The following is a 16,219-nucleotide window of genomic DNA, read 5'->3' on the forward strand; positions in this document are numbered from 1 at the left end:
GGTCCACGTGGCGCCGGTCGACACCGACCAGCCCCCGGCCGGCCCCGGCTGCCGGGGCCGCCACACCTGGGTCTCCGGCGGGGCGGTGGAGCGGGCGGCGAAGATGGTCCGCACCCAGCTCCTCCAGCCGCTGGCGCACAAGTTCGGCATGTCCACCGAGCTGCTCCAGATCACCGACGGCAAGATCACCTCGTACGACGGGGTGCTCTCCACCACCGTCACCGAGGCGCTGGAGGGCAAGGAACTGTGGGCCACCGCCCAGTGCCGTCCCCATCCCACCGAGCCGCTGGACGGCGCCGGGCAGGGGGACGCCTTCGTCGGCCTCGCCTTCTGCGCGATCCGCGCGGTGGTCGACGTCGACGTGGAGCTGGGCTCGGTCCGGGTGGTGGAGCTGGCGGTCGCCCAGGACGTGGGCCGGGTGCTCAACCCCGCGCAGCTGGCGGCGCGGATCGAGGGCGGGGTCACGCAGGGCGTGGGCATCGCGCTCACCGAGAACCTCCGTACGCCGCGCGGGCTGATCCGCCATCCCGACCTCACCGGGTACGCGCTGCCGACCGCGCTGGACGCGCCGGACATCCGGATCGTGAAGCTGGTCGAGGAGCGGGACGTGGTGGCGCCGTTCGGCGCGAAGCCGGTCAGCGCGGTGCCGGTGGTGACGTCGCCGGCGGCGATCGCGTCGGCGGTGCGTGCGGCCACCGGGCGGCCGGTGAACCGGCTGCCGATCCGGCCGCAGGCCGCCGTGGTCAACGCGCGGTGAGCTGGGGGTTCGTCCGGCTGAGGTCGCCTGGTGCGCGGCTGGGCTCGCCCGTTCGGCTGAACCCGCTTCCGTGAGGCAACGCGGACGCGGCCCCGCGCGTCTTCCGGCTCGGGGCGTTGTCAGTGGTGCGGTCTAGGGTTCTCGGAAGTCGGGGGCGGCCGCCGCGCGGAGCCCGCCGTACCGAGTCCGATCGCGGGGGAGCGAGCCATGAGCATGACCGATGCCGGGGTCACGGCGATCACGCTGACCGAGGCCGAGCTGGACCGCTGGGTCACGCACGCCCCGACCCGAGGCCTGCTCGCCGGTGCGGGACTGCCCCCGGACACCGGCCCGCTGACCTTCGCCCCGCTGCGCGCGCACGGGCTGCGCAGGCTCGCCGACGCGGCCGACGGCCCGTGCCGGCTGGCGGACGAGCTGCGGGACCGGCTGGTCATCGGGGAACTGCTCAACCCGGCCGGGATGGAGCGCGAGTCGATACTGCTCGACGGCGCGACGGGGGAGATCACCACCGCGTACCTCTTCGACCCTTCGCGCACCCGGCCCCTCGCGCCCTCGCTCACCACCATGCTGCGCTTCGCCGCCGTCACCGAGGAACTGGCGGGCCTGCGCGGCCGGTTCGCCTCCCTGGCGGGGCAGTACGGACCGGGTGTCGCCGGTGAGGCGTCCCGCCGGCTGCTGGCGCTGTTCGAGGCGGGGACGGACGGCGCGGTCCCGCCGTACTGGAAGGCGGCGGCGCTGATCCGCCCGCTGTGCCTGGTCCCGGCGCCGGGGTCGGCCGGGCTGGCGCTGGAGATGCCGGGGCGGCTGCTGGACCAGGAGTTCGGGCACGGGCGCGTGGCCCGCTTCGAGGAGACCGACTTCCCGCCCACGCTCACCCACGAGCCGACGCGCCGCTTCCTGCGCGAGACGGGGCTGCCGGAGGAGGTGGTCGACACCGAGCTGCTGCTGCCGACGCTCACGGAGTACTACGCCGACGAGTGCGAGGCCGACCACCTGATCCGCCTCGGCTCCCTCAGCGCGGACACCACTCTCGTCCTCGACGGCCGCACCGGCGCGATCCTCACCTACTCCGACACCGCCCTCCACCCCCTCAACACCGACGTCTCCACCCTGGCCTTCACCCTCTGGCTCCTCCACCACGAACGCACCATCGACACCCACCTCTCCGGCGAGCTGACGACCCTGGCGTACGACCAGCTGGCAGCGGCGATGCTGGACACCCTGGCGGTCCTGGACCCGACGGGGATCTCGCCCGGCAGCTCCTGGCACTACTGGACGGAACTGCTGCGGGGGGAGCCGGGCGGGGTGCTCTGAGGGGCGCGTCCCGTCTTTCTCAAGCGGTGCCGCCCGTGCGCCGCAGGCGCGGCCGGACCCGAGCGAGGCCAGGAGTCAGGCTTCGGCGACGGTCCGTCCCGGCATCGGTTCCGCGAGCGCGGCTCGCCAGGCGGGGGCGCCGAACGGACCGGCGAAGTACTGCGTCTCGTGCACCACCTGCCGGTCGGCGAATTCCATGATGCTCACCGAGTGCGACGGCACACCGTCGTAGGTGATGAGGCATTCGCTCACCCACAGATCCGCGTGGCCGGTGATCCGCTGGACGGTGAAGTGCCGGTCGGCCGGGTGCCCGCCCCGTTGCGCCGAGATCGTCTCGCGGCCCCGGAACCGCTCACCCGACTGCGGGTAGTCCAGCACCGCGTCCGTGGCGTAGATGGCGTGCTCGGCCTCGGTGTCCCCACGTTCCGAGGCCCGCCAGTGCTCCTCGATCGCGGCCCTGGTCCGGGAGTCAGCATCCATGGCACCGCCCTTCCGCAGCGGTGACAGCCTAGGCACGGCGAGCCGCAGCCGGCTTCCGTCCAGGCGGACCCGGCCTGCCACGTCATCCCTTTGGCCGGACCCAGTCGTCGGCAAAGAAGAAGGACGGCGCCTCTCGGGAGACGGCCGCCCCTGTGTGGCGGCCAGAGGCCGTGGCGGGAATCGAACCCGCGTAACTCGCTTTGCAGGTACGTCTTTGGTGTTCAAGGTGGGATGCGTACTCGTCCGCGGACGTTCAGACCCGTACACCTGCAGTACTTGGCAGGTTGTATGGACGGTGCTGGACGTCCGGGAACGGAGATGAACGAGACGGAAACTGAGACGGGCACCCCCGACACCCTCGTGCGTTTGAGCAACCGTGATCTCTAAAGCTGGAATGAGCTAAACCAGCCCGAAGGGAAGAGAGTCGAGGAGCTCAGTGACTGTAGTGCGCACTTCTCTGTCTGGATCGCGGGCAACTCGCTCGCGTAGAAGCCGTTCGACAGCCGGATGTGTTGGCCAGCCATAGCCCAGCGCTCGGAAAACTGCTGTACGGACCGCCGCATTTTCTTGGTCGGCTAGGCCTGTCAGAAACGGAACGGCATCCGTTGAATCCGGCGTGACGACGGCGAACCATTGCACTGTGCTTTGCCGAAGGGTGACGTCCGGGTCGTTGGTGGCGCGGTCGCGTAGGAGGGTGGTCGTGTCGGGGTCGTCGGGCCAGCCCTGCGCAAGAGTTTGCACTGCGCTTTGCCGAAGGGCCACGTCGGGGTCGTTGGTGGCGCGGTCGCGTAGGAGGGTGGTCGTGTCGGGGTCGCCGGCCCAGTGTTGGGTGAGGGCTTGCAGGGCCGTGTTGCGGGGGCCGGGGTCGGGGTCGGTGGTGGCCCGGTCGCGCAGGAAGGCCGCTGTGTCGGGGTCGTCGGCCCAGCGTTGAGCGAGCATCTGCAGGGCGGTGCTGCGCGGCCCGGGGTGGGGGTCGTTGGTGGCGCGGTCGCGCAGGAGGGCAACTGTGTCGGGGTCGTCCGCCCCGCGCCGGGCGACGACGATCAGGGCGGTGTTGCGGGGGCCTGAATCGGGGTCGGTGGTGGCGCGATCGCGCAGGAGGGCCGCTGTGGCCGGGTCGTCAGCCCAGCGTTGGGTGAGGGCTTGCAGGGCGGCGCTGCGCGGTCCGGGGTTGGGGTCGGTGGTGGCCCGGTCGCGCAGGAAGGCCACTGTGGCCGGGTCGTCAGCCGAGCCTAGGACGACGGCGTACAGGGCAGTGCTGCGGTGGGCAGGGTTGGGGTCGGTGGTGGCGAGATCGCGCAGGAAGGCCGCTGTGGCCGGGTCGTCGGCCCAGCGTTGGATGAGGGCGTGCAGGGCGGTGCTGCGGGGGCCGGGGTCGGGGTCGGTGGTGGCGCGGTCGCGCAGGAAGGCCACTGTGGCCGGGTCGTCCGCCCAGCCGTCCGCCAAGGCATTCAGGGTGCACTTACGAACATAGGTATTGGGACTATTGGCAGCTAGGTGACGCAGCTTGGCAGTGTCAGCCGGTGGCGCAACGCGTAGTGCGGTTGCGATCTGAGCGCTCAGTTCGAGTGCGAATTCATCGAATTCCAGCATTGGGCGGTCGAACTGTCCTCGGACGTTGTACCAGCGGAGGTATCGTTCATGGCCAGCCCAATTCTGGCCGAGACTGGATAGGAGTGGCAGGATCTCGTCTGCTCTGTCCCACATGAACCAGTGGTCGAAATCATCACCATTCTCTAGGATGTCAATTACCCTGTCGGCGGCCGCCCGGCTCTGCCGAGACAACGTGCCCGGCTTGCGAGCCTCGCTGATATATTGAATGGCCAGGATTAGGGCCCCTGTTACCTCCGTAGAATCCTTGCTGGTAGCGCAGATAGAGAGGAGATCGTCGATGGCTTCCGCGGTGAACCGTTCGTTGATCCTGCCGGTTAGCAAGAGCAAGACTTCACGCCAAGCTGGGTCTTTCCAGCGTCTGGCAAAAACATTTTTAATTAGTTCGTCCGGGCTCAGAGAGTGTTCCTCGTTGAATCGCCGGGCGATGTCGGTGGCGGCAAGATATTCTAGAAATGTGCGGTGGACGAATCCGTAAACCTCGCCGCCATAGCGACTCAGGACGAAGTTCCTGTCGCGAAGCTGCTGTAGCATAACCCGTGCGGCGGCAGTGGCGCGGTCGGGCGGCAGCTCATAACGCTCCCGCAAATAACCGGTGAAAGTGTCGAGCAGGTCGGGACCGGGAATATGGTTTCCGGCAATCCCTCCTTGGCCTTCCTGCATCCGTCTGGCAACCAACTGCAAGAGTTCTTGCCGGTCCTCGGAGCCAAGGTACGGCATGGACTCCTCAACCCGGTCCTTCAGGCGCTTGTTGGGATCCCACTGCTCTACCAGCACTGATACAGCGTGCTCATAGACCGTGCGGCGGTCCCGAGGGAGCTCTCTACGCCGTCCGATAATTGCCAGGATCGTGAGAATCAGGGGGTTTCCTGCCAGTTCCCTCACCGATGCAGAATGCTCCACTGCGTCAGTCACCCGTCGGCATAGTTGCCGCACTCGAACCGGGTCGTCGGGACATGATGACTGGTACCACCTAGCTACGAACTGACGGATTTGCTCATTATCCAAATCTTGCAGCATGAAATGGGTGAAGCCCGCGCCATCCAAAATCGCACGCTGATAACCGATCACCCTGGATGTGACCAGGATGCGTGCTCGCGGATGGCGGGAAGCGAAACCTGCGATACGGTTCGTCACGGCCTCGCGAACCTGGGGATCGAACAATTCGTCCAAGCCATCGAAGATAACCACTACCTGTCCGCTGTCGCTGAGGCACTTCTCTAGTACCGGCGCTGGTAGTCCTAGACCCTCAGTGGCATGCAGGTGGTGTAGAAATTCTTCGAAGGTCCGCTCACGCCAGCCAGCCTCGGCGTATATGCGCAGTTCCACCAGAAGAGGCACCCAACCGGCCAATCTATCCAGCCCTTGGACCGGTGAATTATTCGCCAGTGCGAGTGTCACATACCGGGCCAGAGTAGACTTTCCCGCTCCGGGGTCTCCCAGCAGCACCACTCTGCCGGCTTCGGGTTTGGTGAGCACGTCCAGTACGGGCAGGGCGGGCCGTTCCAGATACGCTTGTCGCACCCGCTTTACTGTGTCTGGTTCCACGCCCGGCGGCAGGTCTGAGGTGTCTACCTCTCCCGCTTCAACTAGTCTGCGTAGCAACTCGCGGGGCAATTCCACTGGAGGGGGGTCCGTGCGGACGTGCTGTGCGACAAACACGTCCCCCAATCGCATGACGGGATGCTCGTCCTGTTCTGATAGTGGCGTAAGTACCTCCAGATCCAGTTGCTGATAGCGCTCCCGCAGCCGTGCCCCGTATGCCTTGCAGGCACGCGTGACGTCCTCTTCGGATGGACGTGACTCCACAGTCGGGATGCCATTGTTGACGATCTTGACTTCTCGAGCTCGCACCCTATTAAGCTGCGTCAGGTTGCCCCCGACTCCTGCGCCGTCAGCGGAGGTACCTCGCTCCGGACCTTGCGGGGGCAGCGGCAGGGTGTCGGCTGAGGGTTCCCTTCCAGCGAGAATCCGCCGAAGCCATCCAGTTCCCTTCATGGCGTGGCCTGCCCATCCTGGCTAGTCGGCTGGTTGTCGCCGATATGAACCGAACCCCGCACGCCGTCAACCTGGGTGAGCCCGCCTCCTGCCCGAGTGCCTCGTGCCGACTGTCCCTCCTCGGGGACCGCGCTGGAAGGCGTAGCAACTGATGCTGATGGCAGATTGGGGCTCGTCGGGGTGCTTGTACGGATAACGACGTTTCCGCGCACGCTGCGCACTTGATGCACTGAGCCATTGACTGATGCGCCATCCACTGACTGCACGCCTGAGGCCCGACGATCTTGCACGAAACTTACAACGGCGATCGCTGTCCCTCCCGCCGTCAAGAACAAGCTCAGCACGCTGCTCCACTGATCAGCGCGCCCCAGCCCCTGCAGGGCCAAGAACGCCGTCAGCCCCGCAGCAGCCGCACCCGCACTCACCCACGCCATCACGCGCCATCGAGTCATCCCTCTATCATTCCGGACGGACTCCCTGTGCATACACTCCGTCAGAAAGAAATCTGGGGCGGCATCAGAGCTTTCATCGGTTGCTGGCAGCGACGCCGGCAGGGTCGCGCGTCGTAGCGGGGCGAAGGCCGCGGCGCCGGCACGCGGGGCGGGCGAGCGCCGCGCTTACGTGGCGCCTTGACGCGGCCTTCACCCCGCAACGGCTGCGCGACGGAGACTAGTCCGCCAATGTCAGCCACTGTCGATGTCAGGTGCTGATTAGAGCAGGAGCCCATCCCACGGCCAGTGGATGCGAGCTGGCGGCAAGCAACTCTGGGTACGGTTCGGCCATGCCTCCATGGCAGACTCAATCAACTCATCTGTAGGTCCTTCGCCCGGCTGCTGCTCCGCCGCCTTCACCGGTGACCACGCGGGGCCCTCGATTCTGAAGACCGCCCCGGTCTCGATCAGGGCACCCTCGTGGTTGCCTCGCCCGGCATCGACACGGTGGTGGCGGCGGCCCACGCGTGGCGCGGTCCTTCCTGCACTTCGCGCGCCCGGCCTTGGTCCGCTCGTGCTCGCAGTTGGAGTGATCGAAGCGCGTGACAGGAGTAGGAGCGTCGGTCATGTCGGGTTCCCCCTCGGGTGGTCGTTGCCGTGCTGGCAGGTCGACGCTTTCGGAGTACGGGAGCCGTCCCGAAGGACTTGGCAGCATTCCTAGGCGACCTGTTATGAAGCACTGGCCAGAGTGGCCGGAGCCGTAAGAGAGCCCCGAGACCCATCGGCGTGAGGGTTGGGGCCTCGGGGCTCTCGACTAGGGGCGGACGGCTATGCGTCGCGTGGGTCGTCGCTCCGCTTGTCGTCCGGCTCGGCGTATGGCGGGATGCGCTGGCCCCTGCTCTCAGCGATGACCAGGAGCTCGGTCAGGCTCTCGATGAGCCTCCGTGCGGCCCAACGGAGTTCAGGCACCGTGAGCTTCGCGCCGTCCTCAACCATCGGTTCGGTCAGCTTCAACACGATGACGGCAGTCTCCATCTGCTGAGCCTCCACGCGGTCGGCCATGCGGGACAGGTACGTCTCCGTGTTGTGGGTCGCCAGGTAGGCGGGCTTCCCGTTCTCGGTCCACGGCAGGAGACGCAGGTGGGATGAGTTGGCTTCGTTCTGGGTCATGCCGCTGCTCCTGCCGGGTAGTCCTGTCCGAGCGTTGCCAGCACGGCCGCGCGTCGCCTGGCGCGCTGGCGTCGTCGCTCCTGCTCCCTCTCGTGGGCGATGACGTACGGCCGGACGAGGGGCAAGCCGTCGGCCTCGATGTAGGGGACGGGACGTCCCACACCCACCGCGTCACGCGTGATGGTCAGCCGCCGTGTCGAAGAATCTGCGGTGATGGGGTACGCACTGCGTACCTCTTCGGTCGCCCGTCGCTTCCCTCGTGCTGGGAGAAGCCACGAAAGGACTAAGGCCAGTAGGGTTCGCACTGTCGGTCACTCCTTGGGTGATCGGCCACGCCCCCGGACAGTTCGCCCTGTCGCGGGGGTCTCTGTGTTGTTGTGCGCGTCACGTTAGCGAGAACGGTCTATGCCTGTCTATGCCTCCCTATAGACCCACCTGCACATGCGTGCCTGCTCACGGCTGCATAGCGTCCGTGGTATGGCAGAGGTGCAGTGGGACCCGAAGCGGCCGAGGTGGCAGCAGATCGCCGACGCCATCAGGCAGCGCATCCAGGACGGCACCTTTCCGCCCGACACCCTGATCAGCGAGTCGCGGATCATGGGGGAGTGGGGCGTGGCCAAGATGACCGCCCGCAAGGCCGTGGCCGCTCTCCGCGCGGAGGGCCTCCTCATGACCACGCCGGGCATGGGGTCCTTCGTGAAGGGCGACGAGTAGCCAGACGACGGCGGGTGCGGAACGTCGCTGATGGCTGTCCCACACCCCCGGTCTGATGTGCTCGCCGGCTGTTGCTTAGCCGCTGGTCAGGTGGCTAGCTGTACCGATCGCCCAGCGCGTGCACGGCGGTGATCGCCCGCTGTGAGGCTTGATCCGCTCCGTACCGTCGGAGCATCACGGGCGAGGACCATCCTCGGATGGCCATGACGTTCTCGCCCGCGACTCCCGCGTCCAGTAGGTCATGCGCCCACGTGTGACAGAGGGAGTGCGGCGTCACCTCGTCGGGGTCATAGCCCGCCTGGTCTGCCCGCCGCTTCACCATCTGGTAGAGCGCCTTGTATCGCAGCGGCCTACGGCCGCAGCGCCTTGTATCGCAGCGGCCTACGGCCGTGTGTCCCCAGCCAGAGCCACGCGGAGTCAGGGTGACCGCTGTCTGCCCGGGGGTGTGTGGCACGTACCCGTAGGTACCGCGTCAGCGCCTTCACCGTGCTGGGCTGCAAGGGGATCGGTCGGGCGTCCGTGGAGTTGCGCTGTCCTTTGAGCGGGACGACGACGAGCGTGCCATTGGGCAGGTCCAGGTCGAAGGTGCGCAGGTTCAGGATCTCCTCGGCGCGTAGTCCCTCGGTGAGCACGCGCAAGAGCGCGTGGTCCCTGACGGTCTCGAACTCTCGCCGCTCGGGGTCGTGTCCCCACGCTGTAAGAGAGAGGACGTCCGTCACGAATTTCTCGGACAGCGTCTTGGGCTTGCCGAGTTGCGGCGCTGTGCGCCGTGGAGCTTCGGGTCGTCGTACGGGTTGGGGTGTCCGTACTCGTCGGCGAGATAGAGGAACAGCGCACGGAGGTTCCGTTGCTGCGTGTTGACCCCGCCTGTGTATCCGCCTTGCCCGTCCTGGCTCTTGGATACGTCCTTAGTCTCGTACCGCCAGCGGAAGTAGTGGTTCAGCGTGGACACGTCCACGTCGGTGAATGACTCGACCACCACACCCGCCTCGTTGACGTGCTGCGATGCTCCGATCCAGTTGGACAGTGCCTTGCCCGCGTTGACGTACGCGTTGATGGTCCGACGCTGGAACGGTCGTCCGTGCTTGTTGGTGGTCGTCTCCAGGTGCAAGCGCAGCTCATCGAGGAGCGCTGTCCTGATGTCCTCGGGCGACGTGAGCGTGTACGGCGCTCTGTGCGCGCGTCTGTGTGCTCTCGTCGCTCACGCCGACGACGGAGCGCGTAGGGCTGCGGAGCGCGCTCTTACGTGCCCCGGTTGGTGTGGAGTGTTTCGGCTGTGCCATGTGCTCTCGTGGCTCCTTGTGGCCGGGAGCCTAGGTCCGCCGCTGTTAGTTCAAGCAACGGACCTAGCTCCGTGTCTGACAGGAGTCACGGAGCTAGGAGCCGCGTCATCCGTGCATCTGCGCACGTCAGAGGCCGTGGCGGGAATCGAACCCGCGTAACTCGCTTTGCAGGTTTGTCCGGGCTGGTCAGGGCATGATCCGGGTGGGTTCACCAGCGTTCAGTCGCGTGTGGAGAGCGGGTTCGTGAAGCAGAGTGAAGGGCATCGGACAGCCTCGTACGGCGATGAACGAGACGGGAACTGAGACGGGCACCCCAACAAGCAACAGCCTTGAGCGGGAGGACGGCAGAGCGTCGTGACGGCATCGTGTGGGGCCTGCAAGTTACGTCGTTGAGCAGGCTAGATACGGCTTGCTGGCGTTGGCTGCCGTTGAGCCTGCGTGGAGGGGCGCGGACTGGTTGACGACTTCGGAAAAAACGCTGGACACTTCGTGTCAGCGAGCCATGATTGAGACATGGATTCTGCCGCCCGTGAGGACAGAGAAAGCGCCCCCCTGCTGCTTACTTTTTTTGTGGCGCTCCCGGTTCCCTGCCCGCTTCAGCACGGGTCGGTTGTGTCCCGTCTCCTGGAAGAGACACTTCGAGGCTGGGAAGATATCGAAGTACGCGCAACTGATGGTTCTTTCCCGCTGGACGAGAATCAGAGAAATCGAAACTTTGTCTCTTTGAAGTTCTGGCAGTTGAAAGAGACGGTAGATGTAGCAGATTCCTTGCACGGTCTCCTTCAGGTGGTACATGAGGTGACTGGTCTTGGTGAGGCGCCAGAGGAGAGGGTGCCGCTTTCGCAAGATACCTACCGGACCGTTGTCGAGATGGTGACGGCCCAGAATGGTGACACGCTAAGCGATATGGACTCTGCTCTCAGGGAGGCGTTTGCGCGCTGCTTCAGTGTCCTATACGACGTTTATTCGCTCAGTCGCCTCGCTAAGCGCGATAACATCACCCCCCACGTTGGAGCAGAGCAAGCGGGGGTGGTTTTTTGGTTCGGCAGATTCGCCGGCGAAGAGTACGGCAATGAGCGTGGTGGAACTTTCTGGCTTTCGCCGCCCGTGCATTATCCGGATGAAGTGATGGATGAAAAGGAGTTCGAACAGCTCCTGACCATGCTGCAAAGAGTTTGGAATGGGTCACCGCTTGAGCTCGTCATGGGGCGCTCGCTAGTGGCAAGTCAATACATGGACCAGCAGGGCGACTACGCCAATGCTGTTATACATGCGGCTCTCGCTTCAGAGATCCTCTTGGATAGTTTGCTCGGTCTGCTGCTCTGGGAAGAACAGATTGAAGCCCCTGATTTTCAAGCTGCCCTGATTGTATTTGATGAATCCAAGAATGGCGGACTGGCCTCCCGTATCAAGCGGGAGTATGGCCCGCGACTAGGAGGTAATTGGAACCCCGCTGCCAATGGGCCGGTACGGAGGTGGAGCGAAGACCTCGCCTACATGCGTGGGCGTGTTGTGCACAGGGGGTACAGGCCGAGTCGTGCCGAAGCGGAGAAAGCCATTGCAGCGAGCGATAAACTGCTTGAATTCGTGAAGGCGCGCCTTGCGCTTCGGGCGGAGCGCTATCCACGTACGTGCCTCATGATTTTGGGCGAGCCAGGGCTACGTCGCATTGGCGGGTGGAAGTGGGCGCGTAAATTCTTGGAGAGTACTGAAGAGCATCCGCTCAGTTGGTTCTCGGGTTACTCGACATGGCGTGATACTGTCGATTCCATGCGGTCGTCAATTTAAGTTCACCTTCGGCTTTAGGTGGCTTAGGGGTCTTCACATCGCAGGCCCGCCAGCCAATCGCCTGACAATGTCCCACCCTAGGAAGGCTGCCGTGATGACATCACTTGATGAGGCGAGAGCGCTCATGAGTGAAGAGCAAGACAGGCTTGTGCGTCTAGCTTTTTCGACCGCACAGTGGACAGAAGGAATTCTTGATTCCCTACCTCAACCGACGGTCGAAGGGTTCATGGAGGGCGATCCTTGGCTGTTTCTTTTCAGAGCGTCTCTTTCTCGGCAGGCAGGGGCTCTAAGGGTGTCCGGTCTTGCCTTTGCCGAGCTTGGTAGCGCGCACTTGCTCGCAGGGTTGGCTCGGAAATCTTTCGAAGAGTTTGTGTGGCTGAAATACCTACACACGCTTCCGGTCGACCGCCGCCGAAAGGTTACTCACGCTTTCGCTGCTTTCGAGCTCGGGACGCTTGCCGTAGGGCAGATGCAAACTTTCGGCGCGAGATATATGCGAAAGATTGGTTTTGAGAAGAAGTTCGTCGATCACTTGCACGAGAGCGCTAAAGTCGCACGGGATGAACTCGCTGCAGAGGCCGTGAGTCTTGGGTGGCCCCAAGGGGAAGACGGCAAGTTTTCGCCCCCTTCCATTTCGACGCTCGTTTCTAAGGTGGGTCTCCAAAGCGAGTACCAAGATATTTATGGCGCCTCGTCAAGGTCGGTGCATTTCAGTGTGTCTGATTCTTTGCGGAGAGCATCAATATCTGACGTCGGGGTCACGATATTTGATCAGAGCCTATCGACCTTTGAACAGAACTGTTTCACCATCGATCGGCAGGTTTCGCTGATTTCTAAGCTTGTTTTGTGGGTTCACTCTGCAGTCGAGGAAGTGGAGTTGCCGACTAAGGAGCGCCCTATCGCCGAAGGGCAAATGTATTACAACCCCGGCAAAGCGACATATCTGAACGTATGGGACTTCGCGCATCTCGAGCCTTGATGCGAAAGGCGTCGGAATGTAAGTGAACCGGCAGGAGTCCCGTGGGAGGTCGGCAGCTCTCAGGCCGAATTAGGTGGCCTGGCATGGACCTGCCTGTGCGTGCTCTCGTGCGATCCTTGACAGCGAGTCACGGGCAGACGCGAAGAGGAGTAGCAGTGTCGAAGGCCAGTCCGCGCGGTACCTACTTGGTCATTGCCGAGACACTGCGAAACCAGATCAAGGCAGAGGATAGTGAGGCCCTGCCCTCGGAATCCGATCTGATGGTCTTGCATGGTGTCTCCCGGAACACGATTCGCCGCGCGCTCAAGGTCCTCGAAGCTGACGGGATTGTTGCGTCGACCCCTGGCGCCGGCTGGCACGTGGTCCGAGGTGGCGACCGCCGCTCGTTGATGCAGCGCATGGCGGATGTGATCGAAGAAGATTCACTCTCAGTTGGAGACGCCTATCCGTCTGAAGCGAAGTTGTGTGAGCGGTTCGGCGTGTCCCGCACTGCCGTACGCCGTGTTCTGGCGCAAATGGAGGGGAACGGTCTGCTCGCCACGGTTCACGGCAAGGGGCGCACCGTGCGCGCCCTCCCGGCTTCCACGGTCCAGCCGTAGTCTTAGCCGCCATGGGACTGACTCAGTGGGCGTACAGGCTCTCCGAAGCGATGCTTGCCGATCCGTTGCCGCGCCGGTGGGCGCACTCACTCGGGGTCGCCGAGCGTGCTCGCTCCCTGAGCCCGATCCTGGGAAGCGACGCGGAGCTGCTGGAAGCGGCGGCCGTGCTGCATGACGTCGGTTACTCGCCGGCCATCGCTGCTACGGGCTTTCACCCCCTGGACGGCGCGCGGTTCCTCAGGGATCAGGAAGGTGCGGACGAACGGGTTGTTCGTCTCGTTGCGCATCACTCCTGTGCGTTGCTGGAAGCGGAGGAACGCGGGCTCCGTGACGAACTTGCGAGCGAATTCGAGCTAGAGCGCCCCGACCTGGTCGACGCCCTGGTGTTCTGCGACATGACGACGACCCCGGACGGGGCGCAGACGACGCCGGCTGAGCGGCTGGATGAGATCGTGCAGCGGTACGGCCCGGACACGATCGTCGGGCGGTTCATCCAGCGTGCGGCTCCCGAGATCCACGCAGCGTCGAAGCGCGTCGGGGACCGGATGGCGGAATCTGCCGTTGGCGGTTAACCGATGTAGGGCTCTCGCCCTGCATCATCGAGGCCGTGCCTGATACGCAGCATCATCGAAGGGTGGATGTCCAGCCCGTCAAGGTCCGCCGGATCAATCCAGCGGACCTCTTTCGATTCGCTGCTTGTACGGAGGGAACCCCCGACCGCGTGGGCCCGGAAGCAGATGGAGAACTGTTGCCGGACCTCGCCATCGTCGTAGGCCAAGACGTGCTGAGGGTCGGTGTAGAGCCCCGAAATATTGTCTACCTCAACGTCGATACCGGTCTCTTCCCGGACCTCACGAACGACGGTCTCCGCGATGCGTTCACCGATGTCGTGGCCGCCACCGGGCAGGGCCCAGAGGTCGTTGTCCGTCTTGTGGATGAGCAACAGGCGCCCCGCATCGTCGCGGACCACCGCTGTCACCGAGGGAACCACCGAGTTGGCCTTTGGGGCGTTCGGGTCCCGGAAGTAGTCGATCCGGCTCATCAGTGTGTGCCCTCCCAATCGGCGGGTGAGGAGATGGGGCGGGCTGACTCCCACACCTTCTCAACACTCTCAGCGTAGGCGTCGAAGAGTTCACCGCCCGGAACGCGGCGCAGGTGCAGCACGGGGGCCATGTAGGCGCCGACCCCGTACAGGTGGCCGTTCGCCAGCATCTCGTCATCCGCCCGGTAGATCGAGTTGTAGAGCGTGGTGCTGTGCAAGCGGAACTCGACACCGGGGAGACCGAAGAGTGGGCCGTAGTTGATGAGGGCGTTTCGAATCTTGCCCGCCATCGCCGCGCCGATCCCTTCGTCTTCGCCTCGAACGGCCACGGCCGGCGCCGAAGGCTCTCCCAAAATGAAACGGATGGGTACTCCGTCGGCTGCTTTCTCCTTCACGATGCGGTGAAACGTCGCGTCCTCTGTGAGCCAGAACCCCGAGTACACCAGAAGGTCAAACTGGCGGATCGCCTTCGAGTACAGGTCCGTCCATAGCGTCTGCATCACGACGGAACGGTGCGGATAGAGCCTGACTAACTCCGCGTTGCCGGTCGCGGTGACTTCGGTCGATGTCCGTTCGTCCGGCCAGAGGTACGAGACTTCGCACTTCAGGAGTGAGGCCGTCGCGTACTGGAAGCGACGGTATGGCTTGCGCTCCGGGTCGTTGATCCAGCGTTCGACCGTCTTTGCCGCGACGCCGAGACGTTCGGCTACCTCATCAAGGGTCAGACCCAAGTCGACGATCGCGCCGCGCAGTCGCTCGTTGGCCACGTCCAACCTCCGGTCTGACAGGACGACTTGGTACGACTTCACGCTAGCCAAGAACGCCCCAGGTCGTACAGGTGCGAAGTCGAGTGTCGCCGTCCCTGGCACCACTCTGTAGGTACATCGAGCGCGAGGGGCGCGCGAACTCCAACCAGCCGAAGGGCTTGACGGGGTGAACCTCCCTCTGCAAGATGAGGAACAGGTAATACATGTTCCTCTCGTTCGCCCGCTTCGGCGGGTCGATCGAGCGCACTGCAAGGGGCCCGGGACAGAGCGGGCCGAGGGACCCGGACCCCTGGTCAACCGGAGGGCTCAGACCGAAAGGTCACGTCTCCATACGCCTGAAACGGGAGCCCGAGTTCCCGAAGGAGACAGCGCACCACCTCGCATCACAGCCCCGCTGCTTCTCAGTGGTGGTCGGTGTTTCCGGCGCGGCGGCACTCCCGGACAGGACAGCCCGCCGCGCCTGGTCTCCCATCCCGACGTTCCAAGGAGGGATCCACTATGCGTATGCGTATGTTCGTCGCCGGCCAGGAGGCGCACGGCGACATCGAGTTTGCGGAACTGGCGCTCGGTATCGACATCGACCTGTTCCGGGGCCCGCTGGAGTTCGAGACGAACGGCGAGCGGGCCGCCCGTGAGGACGCGGCCCGTGACATCCTCGCCGACCTGCGGGCGGAGGCGGCGGCTGGTGACGAGGTTGCCGGCTGGGACGCCCTGTACGCCGACGCGCTGACCCGCACGGTCCCGTTCCTGCGTTCCGTTCGCGTCCACCGGGCGGGGACGGGGGAAGCGGCATGAGTGAGATCCGCAAGCCTTTGACCAGGGTTCAGGTCGGTGTGCTGGCGGCCGCGTTCGTGCCCATGCTCGCCACGGGCGTGGTCGGCGGCATCGGCACTTACAGCAACATCGGCCACGCCTACGGCCGAGGCACCGCGCTCGGTGCCCTCGGTGCCGGTGAGGGCGCCACGGCCGTGCTCGCCCTGGTCCTGCTGGGCCTGACCATGCTGGGCCAGTCCTCGCCGCGCGTCGTACGGATCGGCCTGTGGGCCCTTCCGGCCGCCGCCGCCGTGATGGGTGCCATGGCCGCGCCGGACCCCGGCCGCACCGTCGTCTACGCCCTCACCCCCATGGGCATGTCGGTCTCGGCGGAGGGCATGGCGTTCCTCGCCCGCCGGATCGTCGTCCACACCGACGGCCGTGACGCCGAGAACGAGCGGCGCACCGCCGACGTGGTGCAGGCGCTCGCCTACCACCGGGCCCGTGCCGCCCATCACCCGGTCGACCGGGTG

At 64.9% G+C, this 16,219-nt stretch carries 16 protein-coding genes and 2 pseudogenes; 9 read left to right on the top strand and 9 right to left on the bottom strand.

Annotated elements, in window-relative coordinates:
• Together CCN33_RS03800 and CCN33_RS03805 are read left to right on the top strand one after the other, a co-directional pair.
• On the top strand, positions 1-757 hold a 757-nt coding region (locus CCN33_RS03800; RefSeq protein WP_167387762.1), incomplete at its 5' end, for a molybdopterin cofactor-binding domain-containing protein.
• Positions 758-964: 207 nt separating this feature from the next.
• Positions 965-2,071, top strand: coding sequence for an SUKH-4 family immunity protein (locus CCN33_RS03805; protein WP_086691082.1), 1,107 nt, complete (start codon positions 965-967; stop codon positions 2,069-2,071).
• Positions 2,072-2,146: 75 nt separating this feature from the next.
• Here the strand turns inward: CCN33_RS03805 and CCN33_RS03810 are convergent, their stop codons facing one another.
• The 4 genes and pseudogenes from CCN33_RS03810 to CCN33_RS03825 all read right to left on the bottom strand — a co-directional run bounded on the left by CCN33_RS03810 (position 2,147) and on the right by CCN33_RS03825 (position 7,761).
• On the bottom strand, positions 2,147-2,551 hold the full coding sequence (locus tag CCN33_RS03810) for a nuclear transport factor 2 family protein (RefSeq protein WP_086691084.1): 405 nt from the start codon (positions 2,549-2,551) through the stop codon (positions 2,147-2,149).
• 399 nt (positions 2,552-2,950) lie between these two features.
• Entirely contained in the window at positions 2,951-5,686 is a 2,736-nt protein-coding gene (locus tag CCN33_RS03815; RefSeq protein ID WP_167387763.1) for a HEAT repeat domain-containing protein, read from the bottom strand.
• 1,173 nt (positions 5,687-6,859) lie between these two features.
• Positions 6,860-7,044: pseudogene (locus CCN33_RS32735) on the bottom strand (SAM-dependent methyltransferase); the annotation flags it as partial.
• Between the two features lie 375 nt (positions 7,045-7,419).
• Positions 7,420-7,761 carry a hypothetical protein gene (locus tag CCN33_RS03825; RefSeq protein WP_208621649.1) on the bottom strand — a complete coding sequence of 114 codons (342 nt, stop codon included), beginning with the start codon at positions 7,759-7,761 and terminating at the stop codon, positions 7,420-7,422.
• 477 nt (positions 7,762-8,238) lie between these two features.
• Between CCN33_RS03825 and CCN33_RS03830 the strand changes: the two genes are divergently transcribed.
• Positions 8,239-8,475, top strand: coding sequence for a GntR family transcriptional regulator (locus CCN33_RS03830; protein ID WP_086691088.1), 237 nt, complete (start codon positions 8,239-8,241; stop codon positions 8,473-8,475).
• A 94-nt stretch (positions 8,476-8,569) separates the two neighbouring features.
• Here CCN33_RS03830 and CCN33_RS33700 read toward each other — a convergent pair whose 3' ends face one another.
• From CCN33_RS33700 to CCN33_RS32745, 3 genes are read right to left on the bottom strand one after another with little or no spacing between them, the layout of a single operon-like run.
• A complete protein-coding gene (locus tag CCN33_RS33700; protein ID WP_425275825.1) occupies positions 8,570-8,929 on the bottom strand; it encodes a tyrosine-type recombinase/integrase in 360 nt (119 codons plus the stop codon).
• Positions 8,826-9,194 carry a tyrosine-type recombinase/integrase gene (locus tag CCN33_RS33480; RefSeq protein ID WP_279628142.1) on the bottom strand — a complete coding sequence of 123 codons (369 nt, stop codon included), beginning with the start codon at positions 9,192-9,194 and terminating at the stop codon, positions 8,826-8,828. Before CCN33_RS33480 ends, CCN33_RS33700 begins: the two co-directional genes overlap by 104 nt.
• Positions 9,191-9,586 carry a hypothetical protein gene (locus CCN33_RS32745; protein ID WP_244173615.1) on the bottom strand — a complete coding sequence of 132 codons (396 nt, stop codon included), beginning with the start codon at positions 9,584-9,586 and terminating at the stop codon, positions 9,191-9,193. Before CCN33_RS32745 ends, CCN33_RS33480 begins: the two co-directional genes overlap by 4 nt.
• A 685-nt stretch (positions 9,587-10,271) precedes the next feature.
• Between CCN33_RS32745 and CCN33_RS31470 the strand changes: the two genes are divergently transcribed.
• The 4 genes from CCN33_RS31470 to CCN33_RS03845 all read left to right on the top strand — a co-directional run bounded on the left by CCN33_RS31470 (position 10,272) and on the right by CCN33_RS03845 (position 13,696).
• Positions 10,272-11,546 (top strand): hypothetical protein, encoded by a 1,275-nt coding sequence (locus tag CCN33_RS31470; RefSeq protein ID WP_140394458.1) that lies wholly within the window; start codon positions 10,272-10,274, stop codon positions 11,544-11,546.
• A 124-nt stretch (positions 11,547-11,670) separates the two neighbouring features.
• Positions 11,671-12,525, top strand: a complete 855-nt coding sequence (locus tag CCN33_RS31475) for a DUF5677 domain-containing protein (protein ID WP_140394459.1) — start codon at positions 11,671-11,673, stop codon at positions 12,523-12,525.
• 155 nt (positions 12,526-12,680) lie between these two features.
• Positions 12,681-13,124 carry a GntR family transcriptional regulator gene (locus tag CCN33_RS03840; protein ID WP_086691090.1) on the top strand — a complete coding sequence of 148 codons (444 nt, stop codon included), beginning with the start codon at positions 12,681-12,683 and terminating at the stop codon, positions 13,122-13,124.
• 11 nt (positions 13,125-13,135) lie between these two features.
• Positions 13,136-13,696 (top strand): HD domain-containing protein, encoded by a 561-nt coding sequence (locus tag CCN33_RS03845; RefSeq protein WP_086691092.1) that lies wholly within the window; start codon positions 13,136-13,138, stop codon positions 13,694-13,696.
• Here the strand turns inward: CCN33_RS03845 and CCN33_RS03850 are convergent.
• Positions 13,693-14,166: an NUDIX domain-containing protein gene (locus CCN33_RS03850; RefSeq protein WP_086691094.1), complete on the bottom strand. Its 474-nt coding sequence runs from the start codon at positions 14,164-14,166 to the stop codon at positions 13,693-13,695. The genes CCN33_RS03845 and CCN33_RS03850 overlap by 4 nt on opposite strands.
• Positions 14,166-14,933, bottom strand: a complete 768-nt coding sequence (locus CCN33_RS03855; RefSeq protein ID WP_086691098.1) for a helix-turn-helix domain-containing protein — start codon at positions 14,931-14,933, stop codon at positions 14,166-14,168. The genes CCN33_RS03850 and CCN33_RS03855 overlap by 1 nt, the downstream gene beginning before the upstream one ends.
• A 504-nt stretch (positions 14,934-15,437) precedes the next feature.
• Here CCN33_RS03855 and CCN33_RS03860 point away from each other — a divergent pair.
• Together CCN33_RS03860 and CCN33_RS03865 are read left to right on the top strand one after the other, a co-directional pair.
• Positions 15,438-15,728 carry a hypothetical protein gene (locus CCN33_RS03860; RefSeq protein ID WP_086691096.1) on the top strand — a complete coding sequence of 97 codons (291 nt, stop codon included), beginning with the start codon at positions 15,438-15,440 and terminating at the stop codon, positions 15,726-15,728.
• Positions 15,725-16,219: pseudogene (locus tag CCN33_RS03865) on the top strand (conjugal transfer protein); the annotation flags it as partial. The gene CCN33_RS03860 and the pseudogene CCN33_RS03865, both read left to right, overlap by 4 nt.

It is taken from the genome of Streptomyces recifensis, from assembly GCF_002154615.1.
GTDB classification, from domain to species: Bacteria; Actinomycetota; Actinomycetes; order Streptomycetales; family Streptomycetaceae; genus Streptomyces; species Streptomyces griseoluteus.

Coding starts and splice junctions, on each gene's coding strand:
- CCN33_RS03805 (WP_086691082.1), top strand. CDS start 965: ATGAGCATGACCGATGCCGGGGTCACGGCGATCACGCTGACCGAGGCC.
- CCN33_RS03810 (WP_086691084.1), bottom strand. CDS start 2,551: ATGGATGCTGACTCCCGGACCAGGGCCGCGATCGAGGAGCACTGGCGG.
- CCN33_RS03825 (WP_208621649.1), bottom strand. CDS start 7,761: ATGACCCAGAACGAAGCCAACTCATCCCACCTGCGTCTCCTGCCGTGG.
- CCN33_RS03830 (WP_086691088.1), top strand. CDS start 8,239: ATGGCAGAGGTGCAGTGGGACCCGAAGCGGCCGAGGTGGCAGCAGATC.
- CCN33_RS31470 (WP_140394458.1), top strand. CDS start 10,272: ATGGATTCTGCCGCCCGTGAGGACAGAGAAAGCGCCCCCCTGCTGCTT.
- CCN33_RS31475 (WP_140394459.1), top strand. CDS start 11,671: ATGAGTGAAGAGCAAGACAGGCTTGTGCGTCTAGCTTTTTCGACCGCA.
- CCN33_RS03845 (WP_086691092.1), top strand. CDS start 13,136: ATGGGACTGACTCAGTGGGCGTACAGGCTCTCCGAAGCGATGCTTGCC.
- CCN33_RS03850 (WP_086691094.1), bottom strand. CDS start 14,166: ATGAGCCGGATCGACTACTTCCGGGACCCGAACGCCCCAAAGGCCAAC.
- CCN33_RS03860 (WP_086691096.1), top strand. CDS start 15,438: ATGCGTATGTTCGTCGCCGGCCAGGAGGCGCACGGCGACATCGAGTTT.